The sequence below is a fragment of the Corynebacterium uterequi genome, from assembly GCF_001021065.1.
In the GTDB taxonomy this organism is placed as follows: domain Bacteria; phylum Actinomycetota; class Actinomycetes; order Mycobacteriales; family Mycobacteriaceae; genus Corynebacterium; species Corynebacterium uterequi.
Genome location: NZ_CP011546.1, coordinates 1,398,720 through 1,414,513 on the forward strand (window position 1 = coordinate 1,398,720; position 15,794 = coordinate 1,414,513).

Consider the following 15,794-nt stretch of genomic DNA (forward strand, 5'->3'; position numbering starts at 1 on the left):
TGGCTTTTCGTCCTGCCCGTGGGGTGGCTTAAAGCCACCCCACGACTAAAGCGAAGCCCCCCACCACGCGCCAGCGGCCCTCGATCACTGCCACTTCCGGCTGGGGTGCCAGGATCCGCGAGCGCATACGGCCGTCGGGGAAGAGCTCGATATCTGCCTCCTCGAAACCCAACCATCGCCTGGTTACCGGGAACCAGGTCTTGTAGGTTGCTTCCTTAGCGCAGAACAGCACCCGATCCATCCCGGTGAGGCCCAACTCTTCGTACCCCGCTAGCCGGCGCCGTTCCCCGGGTAAGGCGATCGCGTCGAGGACGCCGTCGGGCAGTGGCCCGGAGGGTTCGGCGTCGATTCCTACCGAGGTCAAGGTCTGCGAGACGGCGGCGGCGCGGTAGCCCTCGGTGTGGGTGAGGCTGCCGACGATCCCCGCGGGCCAGCAGGGCGCTCCTCGCTCGCCGCGCGGAATGGCTACCGGCGAGTACCCGAGCTCCGCCAACGCCTGCCGGGCCAGTTCCCGGGTGTGGGCGAATTCGGCCCGTCGTGTTGGCACTGCCTGGGCGATGACCGCCCGTTCCGACGGCGGCAGTCTTTCGGGGTCAGCCACCGGCGTGCCCGTGGCCTCCTTGAGGACCACCCCCGGAGGGAATAGACCCTGCGCGAGAAGACTCACACCGTCGCCCCGGTGACCGCCCAGCGCATGGAATGAAAACGCCACCCGACGGCGAGGGCGCGCAAGGCGATGAACGACGCCAGGCCCAGCCAAATGCCCGGCAGACCGGCGCCAACCGCGTAGGAGATCCATACTCCGGGCAGAAAACCGCAGATTACCGCCCCAATGGAGATGGTGCGCAGGAAAGCGGCATCCCCGGCGCCGAGCAACACGCCGTCGAGCGCGAATACCACCCCGCCTACGACAATCATGACCAGCAGGATCCACCATGGCAGCCGCATGGCGTCCAGGACCGCCTGGTCCGAGGTAAACCACCGCGGAATCACCCGTGCGCCCAGGGAAAACACTCCCGCCAACCCAGCGGAGAACACCAGTGAGTACAGCACCACGCGCCGGCCGATGAGACGCGCCGTGTTCACTGTGCCTCGCCCGAGCGCCGCACCGGTGAGGCTTTGCGCGGCGATGGCCAGGGAGTCCAGCACGAGGGAGATGAAGTTCCACAATTGCAGCATCACCTGGTGCGCGGCGAGGGCGGCGGTGCCGAAACGTGCGGCGACGGCAGCCGCGGAGATGAACGCAACCTGGAAGGACAGGGAGCGGACAATGAGGTCGCGGCCCAGGATGAGTTGGCGCCACATGACGTGCGGATCTGGTCGCCACGAGCCGTCGTGCTCGCGCAGCAGACACGTGATGAAGAGCGTGGCGCTGATGGCCATCCCGAGGACATTGGCCATGGCGGAGCCGATGAGGCCGAACCGGTTGACGAACACCACGATGGCTACCGCGCCGGGAATGATCCCGGAGAGGACGAAAATCAAGGGGCGCCGAGTGTCTTGGATGCCTCGCAGCCAGCCGTTGCCGGCCATGACCATGAGGGTGAGTGGGATCGCCGTCGCGGAGATTGATAGCCACGAAGCGGCCGCCGTCGCCACCGCCTCGTCGCCGGTTAGCCACCAGGCGATGTGGTCGGCGCCGACCCAGACGAGTGCAGCCAGGACGAGTCCGACGATGAGGGCCAGCCACGTCGCCTGGACTCCTTCGGCGACGGCGTCGGACCGGCGGCCGGCCCCGAACAGTCGCGCCGAGCGGGCGGTGGTGCCGTAGGACAGGAAGGTCAGTTGCGTTGTCACGCTGGACTGAACTGTGGCGCCGGCTGCGAGGGCGGCCAGTTCGAAGCCGCCGAGGCGTCCGACAATCGCCGTGTCCAGAAGCAGATACAGCGGCATAGCCGCCAACACGCCGAGTGCCGGAAGGGCGAGGGCGAAGATGTCTCGGGCTAAGACGCGTTCGTCGCTCACTCGGCGCCTCGCAGGGTGGCAAGTAGCTGCAGCACCGCGTCCTCGCGGGTTCCATACGTGGTGTACCCGGCGGCCGGAACGTGTCCCCCTCCGCCGAGGACACCGGCGATGCGGGACACGTCCGCCTGGTTAGAGCGCAGCGACACCGCCCAGGTGCCGGGTTTTTGTTCCTTGAACACTGCCCCGAGAGTGGTTCCCTCTAGGGTGCGCACGAAGTCGACGAGGGTCTCCACGGCCGACTGGCTTGCGACCGTGGTCGATTCATGATCGGCGATGAGGATGGCGACCGTGTGGTCACCGGCGCGGCGAATCTGTAGTCCGGACAATGCTCGGCCGAAAAAATGCAGGTCATCGACGGTGACGTGATCGAGGAGATCGGCCGCGATCTGCTTGGTGTCCAGTCCGAACTCCATAAACTCCGCCGCCACCCGGTGCATCCGCGGGGATCCCCATCGGAAGCTGCCGGTGTCCGTCATGAGCCCGGCATAGAGAGCATGGGCCATGGGCTCGGAGATGGGCGCGTTGATGAGGGCGAACAGCTCGTAGAGCACCAAGGTGGTGGACTCCACCGTGTCGACGAGGTTGTCCGCCCCGAAGCCTTCATTTGAGGCGTGGTGATCGAGGACGAGCACCTTCTCCCGGCGGTCGATGATCGCCTGTGCAAGCAGGCCGGTTCTTTCCACCGAGCCGCAGTCGACGGTGACGATGAGGTCGCACTCCTGCGGTAGGGTGTCGCTGAGCTCCACGAGCTCCGCCCCCGGGATAGTGCGGAGATTCTCCGGGATGGCGGCAGTTTGTCCCACGAACGCCCGCACCTTCGTGCCCAGCCCGGTCAGGGCCATGGTCAACGCCGCAGCGGAGCCAATCGCATCCGCGTCGGGGCGCACATGAGTGACGACGCACACCGACTCGGCTGCGGACAGGAGTTCGGCGGCGCGCTCATAGGATCCGATCATCGCGGGCTAGTCCTCGTCGTCGGACTTGTAGGGGTTCGCATCACCAGCCGGCACCGCAGATTCCTTGAGTTTGGCCAGCTCCTCGTCGCGGGCCCGGGCCTTGGCCAGCAGCTGTTCCATGTGCGCAGAGAACTCCGGCATGGTGTCCAGCTCGAAGGTGATGGTCGGGGTGAAGCGCACCCCCAGTTGCTCCCCGACGGTTTTGCGCACCTGCCCGCGAATCCGGTTGAGGATCTCCGCGGCGGCGGCCGGGTCCGGCTCCTCGTCGAGGCTTCGGCCCCGCACCGTGTAGTAGACGGTGGCGTCGTGGAGGTCGCCGGTAACGCGGGCGTCGGTGACGGTCACGAGCTTGAGCCCGGGATGATTCTTGTTCTGCTCCAGCGCCGTCGCGACGATGTGCTGAATTCGCTTGGCCAGGCGGCCGGCTCGGGCGTGGTCTGCCATGGGGACTCCTTCGAACGGCGGGAAACGCGCAGCCCGCGGTGGGGCTGCGCAACTCACGAGTCGTCATTCTACCGCGCGGCACGAATGGGACCGTCACCCCGCCCGGCGCCTGGAGTGCCACAAACGCGAAACCCGGCCCGCCGCCCGCGGTATGCGGGAAGCGAGCCGGGACCGAAGCTCTCATCGGGCTTTACAGCCGGACGGGCTTACTTGTCGCGCGGAACCTCGACCATCTCGAACGCCTCGATGGTGTCGCCCACCTGGAAGTCCTGGTAGGTGAGCACCATGCCGCACTCGTAGCCGGCGGACAGTTCGGTGAGATCATCCTTCTCGTGGCGCAGCGAGGTGACCGTCGCCTCGGAGGCAACGACAGAACCGTCGCGGACGATGCGCACCTTGGCGTTGCGCTTCATCTTGCCCTCGGTAATCATGCAGCCGGCGATGTTGCCGATGGCGGAGGCCTTGAAGATCTGGCGGATCTCCGCGGAACCGATGGCCCGCTCCTCGTAGATCGGCTTGAGCATGCCGCGCAGGGCCTGCTCCACCTCGTCGATGGCGTTGTAGATGACCGTGTAGTAGCGGATATCCACGCCCTCGGCGTTGGCTTCCTCGGTCGCCTTGCCCTCGGAGCGAACGTTGAAGGCGATGATGACCGCGTCCGACGCCGCCGCCAGGCTGACGTTGGTCTGGGTCACCGCACCGACGCCGCGGTCGATGATGTTCAGCTCGACTTCGTCGTCGACCTGAATCTTGAGCAGGGACTCCTCCAGGGCTTCCACCGAGCCGGCGTTGTCGCCCTTGAGGATGAGGTTGAGCGTCGAGGTCTCCTTGAGCACCTTGTCCAGGTCCTCCAGGGACACGCGCTTCTTGCGGCGGGCCTGCTCCGCGGAACGCTTCCGGGAGTCACGCTGCGCTGCAATCTGGCGAGCGACGCGGTCGTCTTCCACCACGAGCAAGTTGTCACCGGCGCCGGGCACACCATTGAGGCCCTGCACTTGAACCGGCTTCGACGGGCCGGCGGCCTCGACGTCGTTGCCCCATTCGTCGAGCATGCGGCGAACGCGGCCGTGCGCCGAACCGACCACGATGGAGTCGCCGACGCGCAGCGTACCGCGCTGAACAACGACGGTAGCCACCGGGCCGCGGCCTCGGTCGAGGTGCGCCTCGATCGCGGTGCCCTGCGCATCCATGTCCGGGTTGGCGGTGAGCTCAAGCTCAGCGTCCGCGGTAAGGACCACGGCCTCCAGCAACCCGTCGATGTTGATGTTCTCCCGGGCGGAGATGTCCACGAAGAGGGTGTCGCCACCGTATTCCTCGGGGATGAGGCCGTACTCGGTGAGCTGGCCACGAATCTTCTCCGGCTGGGCCTCCGGCTTATCGATCTTGTTGACCGCCACCACGATGGGGATATCGGCTGCCTTGGCGTGGTTAATGGCTTCCACGGTCTGCGGCATGACGCCGTCGTCCGCCGCCACCACGAGCACGGCCAGGTCGGTCGACTTCGCACCGCGGGCACGCATGGCGGTGAACGCCTCGTGGCCCGGGGTATCCAGGAAGGTAATGACGCGGGGCTCGCCGTCAACCTCAGTATCGACCTGGTAGGCGCCGATGCCCTGGGTGATGCCGCCGGCCTCGCCCTTGCCCACGTTGGTCTTTCGGATCGTGTCCAAAAGGCGGGTCTTGCCGTGGTCGACGTGACCCATGACCGACACGACGGCCGGGCGCTGCGCGAGATCGCTCTCGTCGCCCTCATCCTCGCCGTACTGCAGATCGAAGGATTCAAGCAGCTCGCGGTCCTCGTCCTCCGGGGAGACGACCTGCACGTCGTAGTTGATCTCAGCACCGAGCAGCTGGAGGGTCTCCTCCGGCACAGACGCGGTGGCGGTCACCATCTCGCCCAGGTTGAACAGGGCCTGAACCAGCGCGGCGGGATCGGCACCGATCTTCTCCGCGAGGTCCGCCAGCGAAGCACCCTGACGCAGTCGGACGACCTTGCCGCCGCCATCGGGCAGGCGAACGCCGCCGACGACGTTCGGCTGGTGCATCTCCTCGTACTCGCTGCGCTTCTGACGCTTCGACTTCCGCCCACGACGCGGCGCGCCGCCCGGACGCCCGAATGCGCCCGCAGTACCGCCACGGCGACCGCCGCGGCCGAATCCACCACCGCTGGTGCCGCCACCCGGGCGGCCACGACCGCCCTGGCCGCCACCGGAACGGCCGCCACGAGCCTCGGCAGACTTCGCCGGCATCTCGCCAGGAGACGGACGCTTCGGCATCATGGCCGGGCTGGGACGACGGCCGCCACCCTGGGCAGCAGCCCCGGGGCGGCCTGCGCCCGGCTTCGGACGGCCCTGGCCTTGGCCCTGGGCACCCTGGCCCGGCTTCGGACGGCCCTGACCACCCCGGCCGCCGGGACGCGGCGCGGGCCGCTCGCCGTTATTCGACGAGAAGGGGTTGTTCGCTACGCGCGGCTTACCGCCCGGCTTCGGCATGGGACGCGGCATGGGTCGCGGAGCCGCCTGAGTACCAGCGCCCGGCTTCGGTGCGCCCGGCTTCGGAGCCGGGGTGGCAGCGGACTTGAAGGTCGGTGCGCCCGGCTTCGGCGCCTGGGTAGCGGTACCCGGCTTCGGTGCCGGCGCGGCCGGCTTGGCTGCGGCGGGCTTCGGTGCGCCCGGCTTGGGCGCCTGGGTAGCCGTGCCCGGCTTCGGTGCCGGCGCGGCCGGCTTGGCTGCGGCGGGCTTCGGTGCGCCCGGCTTCGGGGCCTGGGTGGCCGTGCCCGGCTTCGGTGCCGGCGCGGCCGGCTTGGGAGCCTGATTGGCAGTACCCGGCTTCGGGGCGCCCGGCTTCGGCGCGTTACGACGCGGCGCACCCGGCTTGGGGGCGGCCTTCTTCGACTGGTCACTATCGCCGCCGGCCTTGGCGTCGTAGTAGTTGCGCATCTTGCGCACCACCGGAGATTCGATGGTCGACGATGCGGTTTTGACGTATTCGCCCTGCTCCTTGAGCGCGGCGAGAAGTTCCTTACTGGTTACGCCGAGCTGCTTTGCAAGCTCGTGGACGCGTAGCTTTCCGGGCACTTGTCTCCTCTAAGTTGTCGCCTAGAGAACCGAGTGCCAACGGCGGCCCCGGACTCTAGGAATGGTGGTGGACGTTCATCGCTGATGCTTCATCGTGAATTGCTCATCAGGCTTCGGTCTTCCTTACAATGTCGGGTCCTGCTGCATGTGCTGCAAGGTACGTGCGTACATGACCTGTGTCCACGGGGCCGGATATCCTCAACGCCCGCCCGAAGGCATGGCGGCTTTCGGCGGTCTGATAGGCGTCAAGCGTCGGGCTCAGCCACGCTCCCCGCCCCGGCATATTCCGCGCCGGGTCGGCGACCACACAGCCGAGGGACGGGTCATAGACCACCCGCAGCAACTCATGGCTCGGACGACGTTCACGTGTGGCGATGCACGTACGAATAGGCGCCGGGTGTGGCAACTGTTCTCCTTTGCGCTTCGCCGAACTACCAGGATTTTTCCAGGGCGGCCCGTGGGCCGTCGTACAGCTTACGCCATTTCAAACGGAATTTGAACTCGCTACCGCACCGCCGGTGCTCAGACCACTCACGAGGATTTTTCAGCTACCGGCGACGACACCCGCGTCCGACGCCGGCCGCGCTGCCGCTCCTATTCGGCGTCGCTGTGGATGTCGATTCGCCAGCCCGTCAACCGGGCCGCAAGGCGGGCGTTCTGCCCCTCCTTGCCGATGGCCAGTGACAGCTGATAGTCCGGCACCGTCACGCGCGCGATCTGTTCGTCGGCGTCGACGATCTCCACCTTGACGGCCTTCGCCGGGGCGAGCGCATTACCGACGAATACGGCCGGATCAGTGCTGTAGTCGATGATGTCGATCTTCTCGCCGCCAAGTTCCTTCATGACGTTGTTGACTCGCTGGCCGCGGGGCCCGATGCACGCGCCCTTGGCGTTCACCCCCTTGACCTTCGCGTGGACCGCCACCTTGGAACGGTGCCCCGCCTCCCGGGAGATGCCGGCGATTTCGACCGTGCCGTCGACGATCTCAGGAACCTCCAGCTGGAAGAGCCCGCGAACCAACTCCGGGTGGGTGCGCGACAGGTTGACCTGCACCTTTACGTTCGACTTGTTGACGCCGACCACGTAGGCCTTAAGGCGATCGCCGTGCTCGAAGCTCTCCCCCGGGATCTGCTCCGCAGGCAGCAGGATGCCGTCTTGGGAATCCTGCTCGGTGCCGAGTTCCACCACGACGATGCCGCGCTCGTTGGCCCGCGCATCCCGCTGGACCACCCCGGAGACAACGGTGTGCTCGTAGGCCACATACGCGTCGTACGTCCGGCCAGTCGCGGCCTGGCGCAGCCGCCTAAGCATTGCCTCCCGGACCGCGGAGTTAGCGATGCGGCCGAAGTTGTTCGGGGTGTCGTCATACTCAGATTCGACGTTGCCTTCATCGTCGAGCTCGCTGACAATGACCGCCACCGCTCCGGTATCCGAGTCGATTTCGACCCGGGCGTCGGTCCCCTCCTCGCGCGGGCCGCGGTACTCGCGGTAGGCATAGAGCAGCGACTTTCCGATGGTCTCCAGCATGTCGTCGACGCCGATTCCCTTCGCCTTTTCGATGTCGCGCAATGCGTTGAGATCAATATTCACTTGTGGTCCTCCTGCCACTGTTGGGCATCGTCGAAAGTCATCTCGGTCAACTCCAGCTCATCGGCGGCTGGAGCGCTGAACTCAATTTCTACCATTATGGTCGCGTCACTGGAAACGGGATGGGTGGCAACGGAGAGCTTTTTCTTGGCTTTGGTGACGAGGATGATGTGCTCATTGTCCTCGCTCATCGCTCCGAGGCGCGCCACCTGGCCGTTGACTGTGACGAGGCGGTGCCGGTTGCGGCGGAAGTGACGCGGCAGAGTCAGCGGCAGATCAGTGCCGGGAGTCGACACCTCCAGCGTGTATCCCGCCCCGAAATTGAGTTCACCGTTCTCCTCTGCGGCGTCGAGGGCGTCGCTGATCTCCGCGGACACCCGCTCAAGGTCGTCGAGCGTTGGGGCGTCGTCGGCGTCGACGCGCACCTGCACCGTCGACTTCTTCCCCGCCGGGTGGGCCTTAATCAGCTCGATGTCGAGGCCCCAGCGGTCCGTAATGGGGCTGAGGAAGCGCGCTATGTCTTCGGGTGTCGGAAAAGCCATGCCGTCCAGCCTAGACGCCGAGGCCGGTGTGGCTCGTGGGGACGGTAATCTGTGCTCTCGTGACGCTACGATTTTCCTCTCTCGCATCCATGATCGCCGTCGGTGTGCTCGCGGCGACGGTGAGCTCCTGCTCCGTCATGGATTCGCTGAGCCCACGCCCGGACCGGGAACTAACCCAGCTGGCGCTGCTCGCCCGCGACGACGCCGCCCAGGCCGAAGCCGTCGGGGATCCGGCTCTGGCCGACCTGCGCACCGGCCACGCCGACGCCCTCGACGCGGAGATCCTCCGGCTCTGCGGAGTGGATGACACCGGCGCCGCCCCCGCGTCCTGCACCGGCGACGCTGCGACTCACGCCACGCCGCTGGACGACACGGGGCTTAACGCCTACACGAGTGTGTGGCAGGATCTGCCCGACGAATCCCGCTCCCTGGTGGCCGCCCAGGCGATCGATCACCTGGCCGCCGCGTTGGCGGATCCACTTACCGAACTGAGCGCACCGAAAAGCAAGGACGACCTGGCGGCGTTGAAGAATCACACCGGCACCGAACAGGCGGCGGCCTACACCCTTGAAGCTTCCGCTGCGTTCACGAACACTCCGGGCGTGGGCGCCATCATGGAACGCCGGGACCACCGGCTGCTCGCGTTGGAGGGAATCCTTGGTAGCCTGCCGGTCCCGGCGCCGGCTTATACCTACGAGGGCCACCAGCTCGGCGACGGCGCCATCGTCGCCACCGAAAAGCAAACTCTCGCCATGTGGACGAAGGCGGCCGCAGAGTCGGACGACCCGGCGGCCTTTCTACTCCTAGGAGCTGACGCGCTGCGCGGCTTCCGGGAGATCGACCCCACCGCCAGCGCTGTCGCCCTGCTCACCCAGCAGGCCGCTACGCCCGAGGCAAGCTCGGCTGCGCCGGAGTCGTCTACCCCTAAGGCGTCTACGCCTTAAGGTGACCGAGCAGGGTTGAGACGGCGTCATCGTAGGCGATGGTCGTTGTCTCCCCACCGCGCACGCGCAGTTCCACGTCGCCGTCGGCAAACGCGCGGCCGAGGATGACCGCGTAGGGCATGCCAAGTAGCTCGGCGTCCTTGAATTTCACACCCGGGGAGACCTTGGGCCGGTCATCAAAGAGCACCTCGACGCCGGCGGCATCCAGCTCGGCGACGAGTCGCTCACCGGCCGCCATCGCGGCCGAGTCCTTATTGGCGACGGCCACGTGGACCTGGAAGGGAGCCACCTCGGCGGGCCAAACCAGGCCCTTGTCGTCGTGACGCTGCTCGGCAATGACCGCCATCATGCGCGAGATGCCGATGCCGTAGGAGCCCATGGTCGGGATGACGCGCTTGCCGTTCTCGTCGAGGATGGACACGTCGAACGCCTCGGTGTACTTCCGCCCGAGCTGGAAGATGTGACCAAGTTCGATGCCGCGCGCGAGGGTGAGCGTGCCCTCGCCATTCGGGGCCGGGTCGCCTTCCCGGATCTCGGCGGCCTCCACATACCGGGCGACCTGGAAATCCCGGCCGGCGATGAGTCCGGCGATGTGGCGCTCGTGCTCGTCGCCACCGGCGATCCACGTGGTGCCGTTGACTACGCGCGGGTCGGCGAGCACCGGCACACCGTTTGCGTTCATGCCGCGTGGCCCGATGTAGCCCTTGATGAGGAAGGGGTACTTCTTGAAGTCGGCTTCCTCGGCCAGGCGGTACTCGGCGGGCTCCAGCGCCGCCTCAAGGCGCTTGGCGTCAAGCTCGCGGTCACCCGGCAGCACCACAGCCTGCAACTCCCAGTCCTCGCCCGGGGTGCGAACCATGATCGCCATGCACTTGAGGGTGTCCGCGGCCGTGACGTCCATGCCCTCGCCGCGCGCCCACTCCACGAGGGCGTCGATCGTCTCCGCGTTAGGGGTGACGTACGTGATGGGATCGGGCAGGTTCGAGGTCGGCTGCTCCTGCGGCTGCGGGGTGACGACGGCCTCGACGTTGGCAGCGTAGGTGCCGTCCGTCGAGCGCACGAAGGTGTCCTCGCCGTTGTCGCTGATCGCCAGGAACTCCTCCGACGCCGAGCCACCCATGGCCCCCGACGTGGCGTGGCAGATGGCGTACTCGATTCCCAGGCGGTCAAAGATCCGCTGGTAGGCGGCCCGGTGCTGGGCGTAGGAATTGGCCAGGCCCTCGTCGGTCATGTCGAAGGAGTAGGAGTCCTTCATGACGAACTCGCGGCCGCGCAGAATCCCGGCGCGCGGGCGTTCTTCGTCGCGGTACTTCGTCTGAATCTGGAAGAGCGTGACGGGAAAGTCCTTGTAGGAGGAGTACAGGTCCTTGACCACCGAGGCGAACATCTCCTCGTGGGTGGGCCCGAGGAGCAAGTCGGTGTCCTTGCGGTCCTTGAGCCGGAAGAGGGAATCCCCGTACTCCGTCCACCGGCCCGTCGTCTCGTAGGGTTCGCGCGGGAGCAGTGCCGGGAACAGCAGCTCCTGGGCGCCAATGCTCGTCATCTCCTGGCGCACCACGTCCTCGATCTTGCGCAGGGTCCGCAGCCCCAGCGGCAACCACGTGTAGATGCCCGGGGCGGCCCGACGGATGTATCCGGCGCGAACGAGCAGCTTATGGGAGGGGACTTCGGCATCAGCCGGGTCTTCGCGCAGCGTGCGCAAGAAGAGCTGAGACATGCGGGTAATCATGCGGAGAACTTTACCGCCCGCCGCTGCTGCTAGCCTGTCCGGCATGCTCATTATCCTCCCGCCTTCGGAGACCAAGGCTGCCGGCGGTGACCATCCGCCCCTGGACCTCGGCGCGCTGTCCTTCCCCGGCTTGACTACCGTTCGCCGCGGGCTGATTGAGGAATTGGCTTCCTTGAGCGTCGACGACACCATGGCCCAGCTGGGGCTTTCCGAGAAACTACGCGAGCAGGCTGCTGCCAACCAGCGGTTGCTGTCTGCGCCGACGTTGCCCGCTATCCACCGCTACACCGGTGTGCTTTACGACGCTCTCGATGCCGGCACCCTTAGCGACGTGTCGAACCTGGCAATCGGTTCCGCGCTGTTTGGCGTGGTGCGCGCGACGGACCTCATCCCCTGCTACCGGCTGTCCGGCGGGTCGAAAATCAACGGCCGCACCATTAAGTCCCGGTGGGGACGCACGCTGAGCTCGGAACTGGCCGACGTCGACGAGCTCATCCTCGACCTGCGCTCCGGGGCCTATCTCTCCCTCGGTCCCGCGCCGGAGGCGGTGACGCTGCGCGTGGAAAACCCCGACGGGCGCGTGGTCAGCCACTTCAACAAGCACTACAAGGGCCTGGTGGCCCGGCATCTGGCGGGCGTCGACGCCGGTGGTGCCGACGAGGTGGTGGAGCTGCTGGACGCGGCGGGGTTCGACGTCCGGCTGGATGGCTCTCGCATCACTTTGGTGGTGGGCTAGGACCGTGCCAGAGGCGCCGAGGGGCCCTCATTAACCATGGTGAGCAGCCCGGCGAGGCGCCGATAGGGCGTCGGCTGGTGGCAGACGTCCGGGTACGTGACTGTGATGTTGGCGTGGACATCGTCGGTCAGCGTCTCGGAGCTTCCTTGGGTCATGGCCGCGGCCACCCATCCCTCGCCGTAGGTCATGGAGTTCGTTGTGGGGGTGGAGTACATCCAGCCGTGCTTGGAACCGATGGCCCCGGGCAGGCTATCGGTGCCGGAGGTTTGATCGAAACCGCTCGGGGTGGTGTCGGGCGCCTCGCGCATGAGTTCCAGCAACACCGCGGCCTCGGGGTCCTGGCGGATGGCGGCAAGAGCCGTGGCCATGTCGTACGCGGAGGTCACCATGGCTCCCCACTTGCCGAAATAGCGGGTGTCTTTGAGCCCCAGCTCGGCGATGGCTTCCCGCATGGCCTGGGGGTATTTCTGATCCAAGCGCGTTGTGGCGTTATTGTCCGAAATCTGGATCATGGGTTTGACCAGCGCAAGGTCCTCCGCCTCGCCGTTTTTGAGCACCCAGTAGCCGAGGTAGACCTTGACGACGGACAGTGCCGTCCGCGGCTCGTGCATGTTGTCGGTGCCGTAGACCGCGTCCCCCACTACTACGGCGAGGGAGGTTCGCTCAGGGGTGTCTGGGTTGATCCGGACCTGGGCGGTCTCGGCGTTGTAGGCATTAACCCCGAGCACCGGTACGGCGAGCGAGATGGGCAGCAGTGCGGTCACTGCCGCCGCCCCGAAAATGTGTCCCTTTAGCACCTGCTGTCCTCCCCTTTCCGCCGCAGACACTATAGGACACCGCCTCGGGGAGGGCGGTGCTCGGCGTCGGCTTAGCCGCCCGCGCCGACCAGTCCCATAACGGTCGGCAGCCAGAGCGAGAACTGAGGCACAAATACCACGACGAAAAGCGCGATGATGAGACCGATAAGGAAGGGCCAGAGCTTGGCGATGACCGGCTCAATGCGCAACCCGGCCACCTGCGATCCGACGAAGAGGACGTTGCCAACCGGCGGGGTAATCACACCCAGGGACAGGTTCATGACCACCATGGCGCCGAAGTGCACGGGATCCACCCCCAGGTCAGTGACGATGGGTAGGAAGATGGGCACGAAGATGAGGATCGCCGGCGTGGGGTCCATGAAGGTGCCGATGACCAGCAAAATCAGCATGATGATGAGGAGGATGATGACCTTGGACTCGGACACCGCCAGCAGGCCCGACGCGATGAGGTCGGGGATGCCTGCGAAGGCCATAACCCAACTCAGCGCCGAGGACACCGCCACGAGCAGCATGACGATGGAGGTGGTCCGGGTCGCCTCAAGCAGAATGCGCGGCAAGTCGAGCAGGCCAATGTTGCGGTAGGCCAGCCCGAGAACGAGGCAGTACACCACAGCGATGGCGGCGGACTCCGTCGGAGTGAACCAGCCGGCGAGGATACCGCCGATGACGATGACGATCATGGCCAGGCTGGGCACCGCGCGCCACAGGGTGACGGCGGCGACTCGCAGTGACGGGTGCTCGGTCTCCCGCTGGTAGTTCTCCTTGCGGGCCAGCAGCAGGGCGACGGCGATGACGGCGACGACCCACAGCAGGCCCGGGCCGACGCCGGCCATGAACAGCGCCGCGATGGACGTCGAGGAGACCAGGGAATACACAATGAAGGTGTTCGACGGCGGGATGAGCATGCCCGCCGGGGCGCTCGCGACGTTCACGGCCGCCGCATACGGGCGGGAGTACCCCTCCTCACGCATGCGCGGGGTCATGACGGTGCCAACTGCCGACGCGGCGGCGACGGCAGCGCCGGAGACGGAACCGAACATGGCGTTGGCCACCACGTTGGTTTGGGCCAGCGATGCCGGCATCCGGCCGACGAGTACCTTGGCGGCGTCGATGAGCCGGGTGGCAATACCGCCGGAGTTCATCAACGCGCCCGCGAGCACGAAGAAGGGAATGGCAAGCAGAGAAAACGAGTTCGCGCCGGTGTACATCCGTTGCGTGATGGCCTGGACGGCGTTCTCCGGGCCGAGAACCGCCATGGCGGCCAGCATCGAGGGCAGGCCGATGGCCACCGCGATGGGCACGGAGGCGGCGATGAGGACGATGACGCCGATGAGCAGGATAAGGGCGGCGACTGCGGATGGGGACAGCATGTTAGATCTCCTCTGCGGCGTCGTAGGGGGCCTGGGTGCCGCGTGCCACCGCGACGAGATCCATCGCGGCGAAGACGGCGATGAATACCCCGGCGATGGGGATGACGGTGTACACCCAGCCGAGGTTGACCGGCAGCGCCGTCATGTTCTGATTCCACGCGATCGAGGAGCTCAGCACCCCGCCCCACACCATCCCGACGAGGGCGAAGAGAAGCACCATGAGCTGGACGAAGCACTGGGCAACGCGCTGGCCGACTACCGGGAGCCGACGGGCGAGGAAGTCCACGGCGATGTGGCCGCGCTCGCCGAAGAGCAGGGCGGATCCTAAGAATGCGAGCCACACAAAGAGGAGCTTGGCGAGCTCCTCAGACCAGGTGGAGGGCTGGTGGATGACCTGGCGGGCGATGACCTGCCAGGTGGTCGTGACGACGAGGAGCCCGAAGAGAACGGCGCTCACCGTGCCGAGGAAGCCATTGAGGACGCTGCGCATTTACTTCTCCTCCGGGTCGGTCGCGCGGATCGCGTCGTAGAGCCCGCGCTGGTAGTCGGTGGTGAGGAATTCGTCGGCGATGGGCAGCAACGCGGCGCGGAAGGCTTCCTGGTCAACGTGGTGGAAGGTAGCGCCGGCGGCCTTGGCATCCTCGATGGCCTTGGTGGTTTCGGTGCCCCACAGCTGCGTGTGCTCGGTCATGGCCTTGTCCCATTCCTCGTCGAAGATAGCCCGGTCCTCCTCGCTCATGGCCTCGCGCAGGTCGTGGCGCATAATCATGTAGTCCAAGCCCACGAGGTGCTGGGTGTCGTTGAAGTAGGGCGCGACTTCGGAGTGCTTTTGGGTGGTGTAGGACACCTCGTTGTTTTCGGCGCCGTCGAGGACGCCGGACTGGATGGCCGTGTACACCTCGCCGTAGCTCAGCGGAGTGGCAGAACCACCCATGAGCTCGATCATGCGAATGTGCATGTCCGACTCCTGCACGCGGATCTTCAAACCGCTCAGGTCCGCCGGAGTGTCCAGGGGCGCATCGGAGGTGTAGATGTTGCGGGTGCCCTGGGTAAACCCGCCGATCACGGAGATATTGGATTGCTCTTCCAGGGAGGAGAAGAGCTCACCGACGAGCTGCGGGTCCCTGATGGCGGACATTTGGTGCTCGATGGAGCCGAACGTGGTCGGCATGTTGAGCACCTGGAAGTCCTTATTGAGGTTTTCCAGCTGCGTGCCGGAGACGATCGCCATTTCGATGGCGCCGGAGGTGACGAATTGGAGGACCTCCTGCTGGGACCCGAGCTGTTCATTGGGGAAGATGTCGATCTCCCATCGGCCGTCGGTGCGCTCGGAGAAGCGCTGGGCGAAATGGTCGAGGGCGACGTAGCTCGGGTGGGACTCGGTTTGGTTCAGTGCAAGCTTGACGTAGGTGACCTGGTCCGGGTCTCCTACCGTCTCGAGGTTAAGACCGCCGAGGTTAGCGCACGCGGTCGCGGCCGTGGTGAGGGCGACGGCGACCGTGGCGGCAAGGCGGCGCAGTGCGGAATGCGGCACGTAAGGTGGCCTTTCTGGTCGATACTCAGCTAAAGGTATGACAAAAGACTAGCGGGTATAACCAGTGCTCACGAAAACCAGACCACCCCCGC

The 15,794-nt window shown here is 66.2% G+C and carries 15 protein-coding genes; 2 read left to right on the top strand and 13 right to left on the bottom strand.

The window, feature by feature from the left end; translation table 11 throughout:
* Positions 1–28: 28 nt before the first annotated feature.
* From CUTER_RS06570 to rimP, 8 genes are all read right to left on the bottom strand, one after another.
* Entirely contained in the window at positions 29–667 is a 639-nt protein-coding gene (locus tag CUTER_RS06570) for a 4'-phosphopantetheinyl transferase family protein (RefSeq protein WP_052844057.1), read from the bottom strand.
* A complete protein-coding gene (locus tag CUTER_RS06575) occupies positions 664–1,965 on the bottom strand; it encodes an MATE family efflux transporter (RefSeq protein ID WP_047259762.1) in 1,302 nt (433 codons plus the stop codon). The genes CUTER_RS06570 and CUTER_RS06575 overlap by 4 nt, the downstream gene beginning before the upstream one ends.
* On the bottom strand, positions 1,962–2,921 hold the full coding sequence (locus CUTER_RS06580) for a DHH family phosphoesterase (protein WP_047259763.1): 960 nt from the start codon (positions 2,919–2,921) through the stop codon (positions 1,962–1,964). Before CUTER_RS06580 ends, CUTER_RS06575 begins: the two co-directional genes overlap by 4 nt.
* A 6-nt stretch (positions 2,922–2,927) precedes the next feature.
* Entirely contained in the window at positions 2,928–3,365 is a 438-nt protein-coding gene (gene rbfA / locus CUTER_RS06585; RefSeq protein WP_047259764.1) for a 30S ribosome-binding factor RbfA, read from the bottom strand.
* Between the two features lie 206 nt (positions 3,366–3,571).
* Entirely contained in the window at positions 3,572–6,442 is a 2,871-nt protein-coding gene (gene infB, locus CUTER_RS06590; protein WP_047259765.1) for a translation initiation factor IF-2, read from the bottom strand.
* A 106-nt stretch (positions 6,443–6,548) separates the two neighbouring features.
* Positions 6,549–6,848 carry a YlxR family protein gene (locus tag CUTER_RS11350; RefSeq protein ID WP_082121299.1) on the bottom strand — a complete coding sequence of 100 codons (300 nt, stop codon included), beginning with the start codon at positions 6,846–6,848 and terminating at the stop codon, positions 6,549–6,551.
* A gap of 188 nt (positions 6,849–7,036) precedes the next feature.
* On the bottom strand, positions 7,037–8,032 hold the full coding sequence (gene nusA / locus CUTER_RS06595; RefSeq protein ID WP_047259766.1) for a transcription termination factor NusA: 996 nt from the start codon (positions 8,030–8,032) through the stop codon (positions 7,037–7,039).
* Complete coding sequence (rimP, locus tag CUTER_RS06600; RefSeq protein WP_047259767.1) at positions 8,029–8,571, bottom strand: ribosome maturation factor RimP; 543 nt, start codon at positions 8,569–8,571, stop codon at positions 8,029–8,031. Before rimP ends, nusA begins: the two co-directional genes overlap by 4 nt.
* 59 nt (positions 8,572–8,630) lie before the next feature.
* On the opposite strand from rimP, the gene CUTER_RS06605 reads away from it, so the two are divergent.
* On the top strand, positions 8,631–9,515 hold the full coding sequence (locus CUTER_RS06605; RefSeq protein WP_144412276.1) for a hypothetical protein: 885 nt from the start codon (positions 8,631–8,633) through the stop codon (positions 9,513–9,515).
* Here the strand turns inward: CUTER_RS06605 and CUTER_RS06610 are convergent.
* Complete coding sequence (locus tag CUTER_RS06610; protein WP_047259769.1) at positions 9,505–11,244, bottom strand: proline--tRNA ligase; 1,740 nt, start codon at positions 11,242–11,244, stop codon at positions 9,505–9,507. The two genes, CUTER_RS06605 and CUTER_RS06610, sit on opposite strands and share 11 nt — an antisense overlap.
* Positions 11,245–11,287: 43 nt before the next feature.
* Here CUTER_RS06610 and CUTER_RS06615 point away from each other — a divergent pair, with 43 nt between their 5' ends.
* Positions 11,288–11,980: a YaaA family protein gene (locus CUTER_RS06615; RefSeq protein WP_047259770.1), complete on the top strand. Its 693-nt coding sequence runs from the start codon at positions 11,288–11,290 to the stop codon at positions 11,978–11,980.
* On the opposite strand, the gene CUTER_RS06620 is transcribed toward CUTER_RS06615, so the two are convergent.
* The 4 genes from CUTER_RS06620 to CUTER_RS06635 all read right to left on the bottom strand — a co-directional run bounded on the left by CUTER_RS06620 (position 11,977) and on the right by CUTER_RS06635 (position 15,687).
* Complete coding sequence (locus CUTER_RS06620; RefSeq protein WP_144412277.1) at positions 11,977–12,777, bottom strand: serine hydrolase; 801 nt, start codon at positions 12,775–12,777, stop codon at positions 11,977–11,979. The two genes, CUTER_RS06615 and CUTER_RS06620, sit on opposite strands and share 4 nt — an antisense overlap.
* A 71-nt stretch (positions 12,778–12,848) precedes the next feature.
* Positions 12,849–14,168, bottom strand: a complete 1,320-nt coding sequence (locus CUTER_RS06625; protein WP_047259771.1) for a TRAP transporter large permease — start codon at positions 14,166–14,168, stop codon at positions 12,849–12,851.
* Position 14,169: 1 nt separating this feature from the next.
* Entirely contained in the window at positions 14,170–14,658 is a 489-nt protein-coding gene (locus CUTER_RS06630; protein ID WP_047259772.1) for a TRAP transporter small permease, read from the bottom strand.
* Positions 14,659–15,687: a TRAP transporter substrate-binding protein gene (locus CUTER_RS06635; protein WP_047260659.1), complete on the bottom strand. Its 1,029-nt coding sequence runs from the start codon at positions 15,685–15,687 to the stop codon at positions 14,659–14,661.
* Positions 15,688–15,794: the final 107 nt, after the last annotated feature.

Coding starts and splice junctions, on each gene's coding strand:
- CUTER_RS06580 (WP_047259763.1), bottom strand. CDS start 2,921: ATGATCGGATCCTATGAGCGCGCCGCCGAACTCCTGTCCGCAGCCGAG.
- CUTER_RS06615 (WP_047259770.1), top strand. CDS start 11,288: ATGCTCATTATCCTCCCGCCTTCGGAGACCAAGGCTGCCGGCGGTGAC.
- CUTER_RS06625 (WP_047259771.1), bottom strand. CDS start 14,168: ATGCTGTCCCCATCCGCAGTCGCCGCCCTTATCCTGCTCATCGGCGTC.
- CUTER_RS06610 (WP_047259769.1), bottom strand. CDS start 11,244: ATGATTACCCGCATGTCTCAGCTCTTCTTGCGCACGCTGCGCGAAGAC.
- rbfA (WP_047259764.1), bottom strand. CDS start 3,365: ATGGCAGACCACGCCCGAGCCGGCCGCCTGGCCAAGCGAATTCAGCAC.
- CUTER_RS06630 (WP_047259772.1), bottom strand. CDS start 14,658: ATGCGCAGCGTCCTCAATGGCTTCCTCGGCACGGTGAGCGCCGTTCTC.
- rimP (WP_047259767.1), bottom strand. CDS start 8,571: ATGGCTTTTCCGACACCCGAAGACATAGCGCGCTTCCTCAGCCCCATT.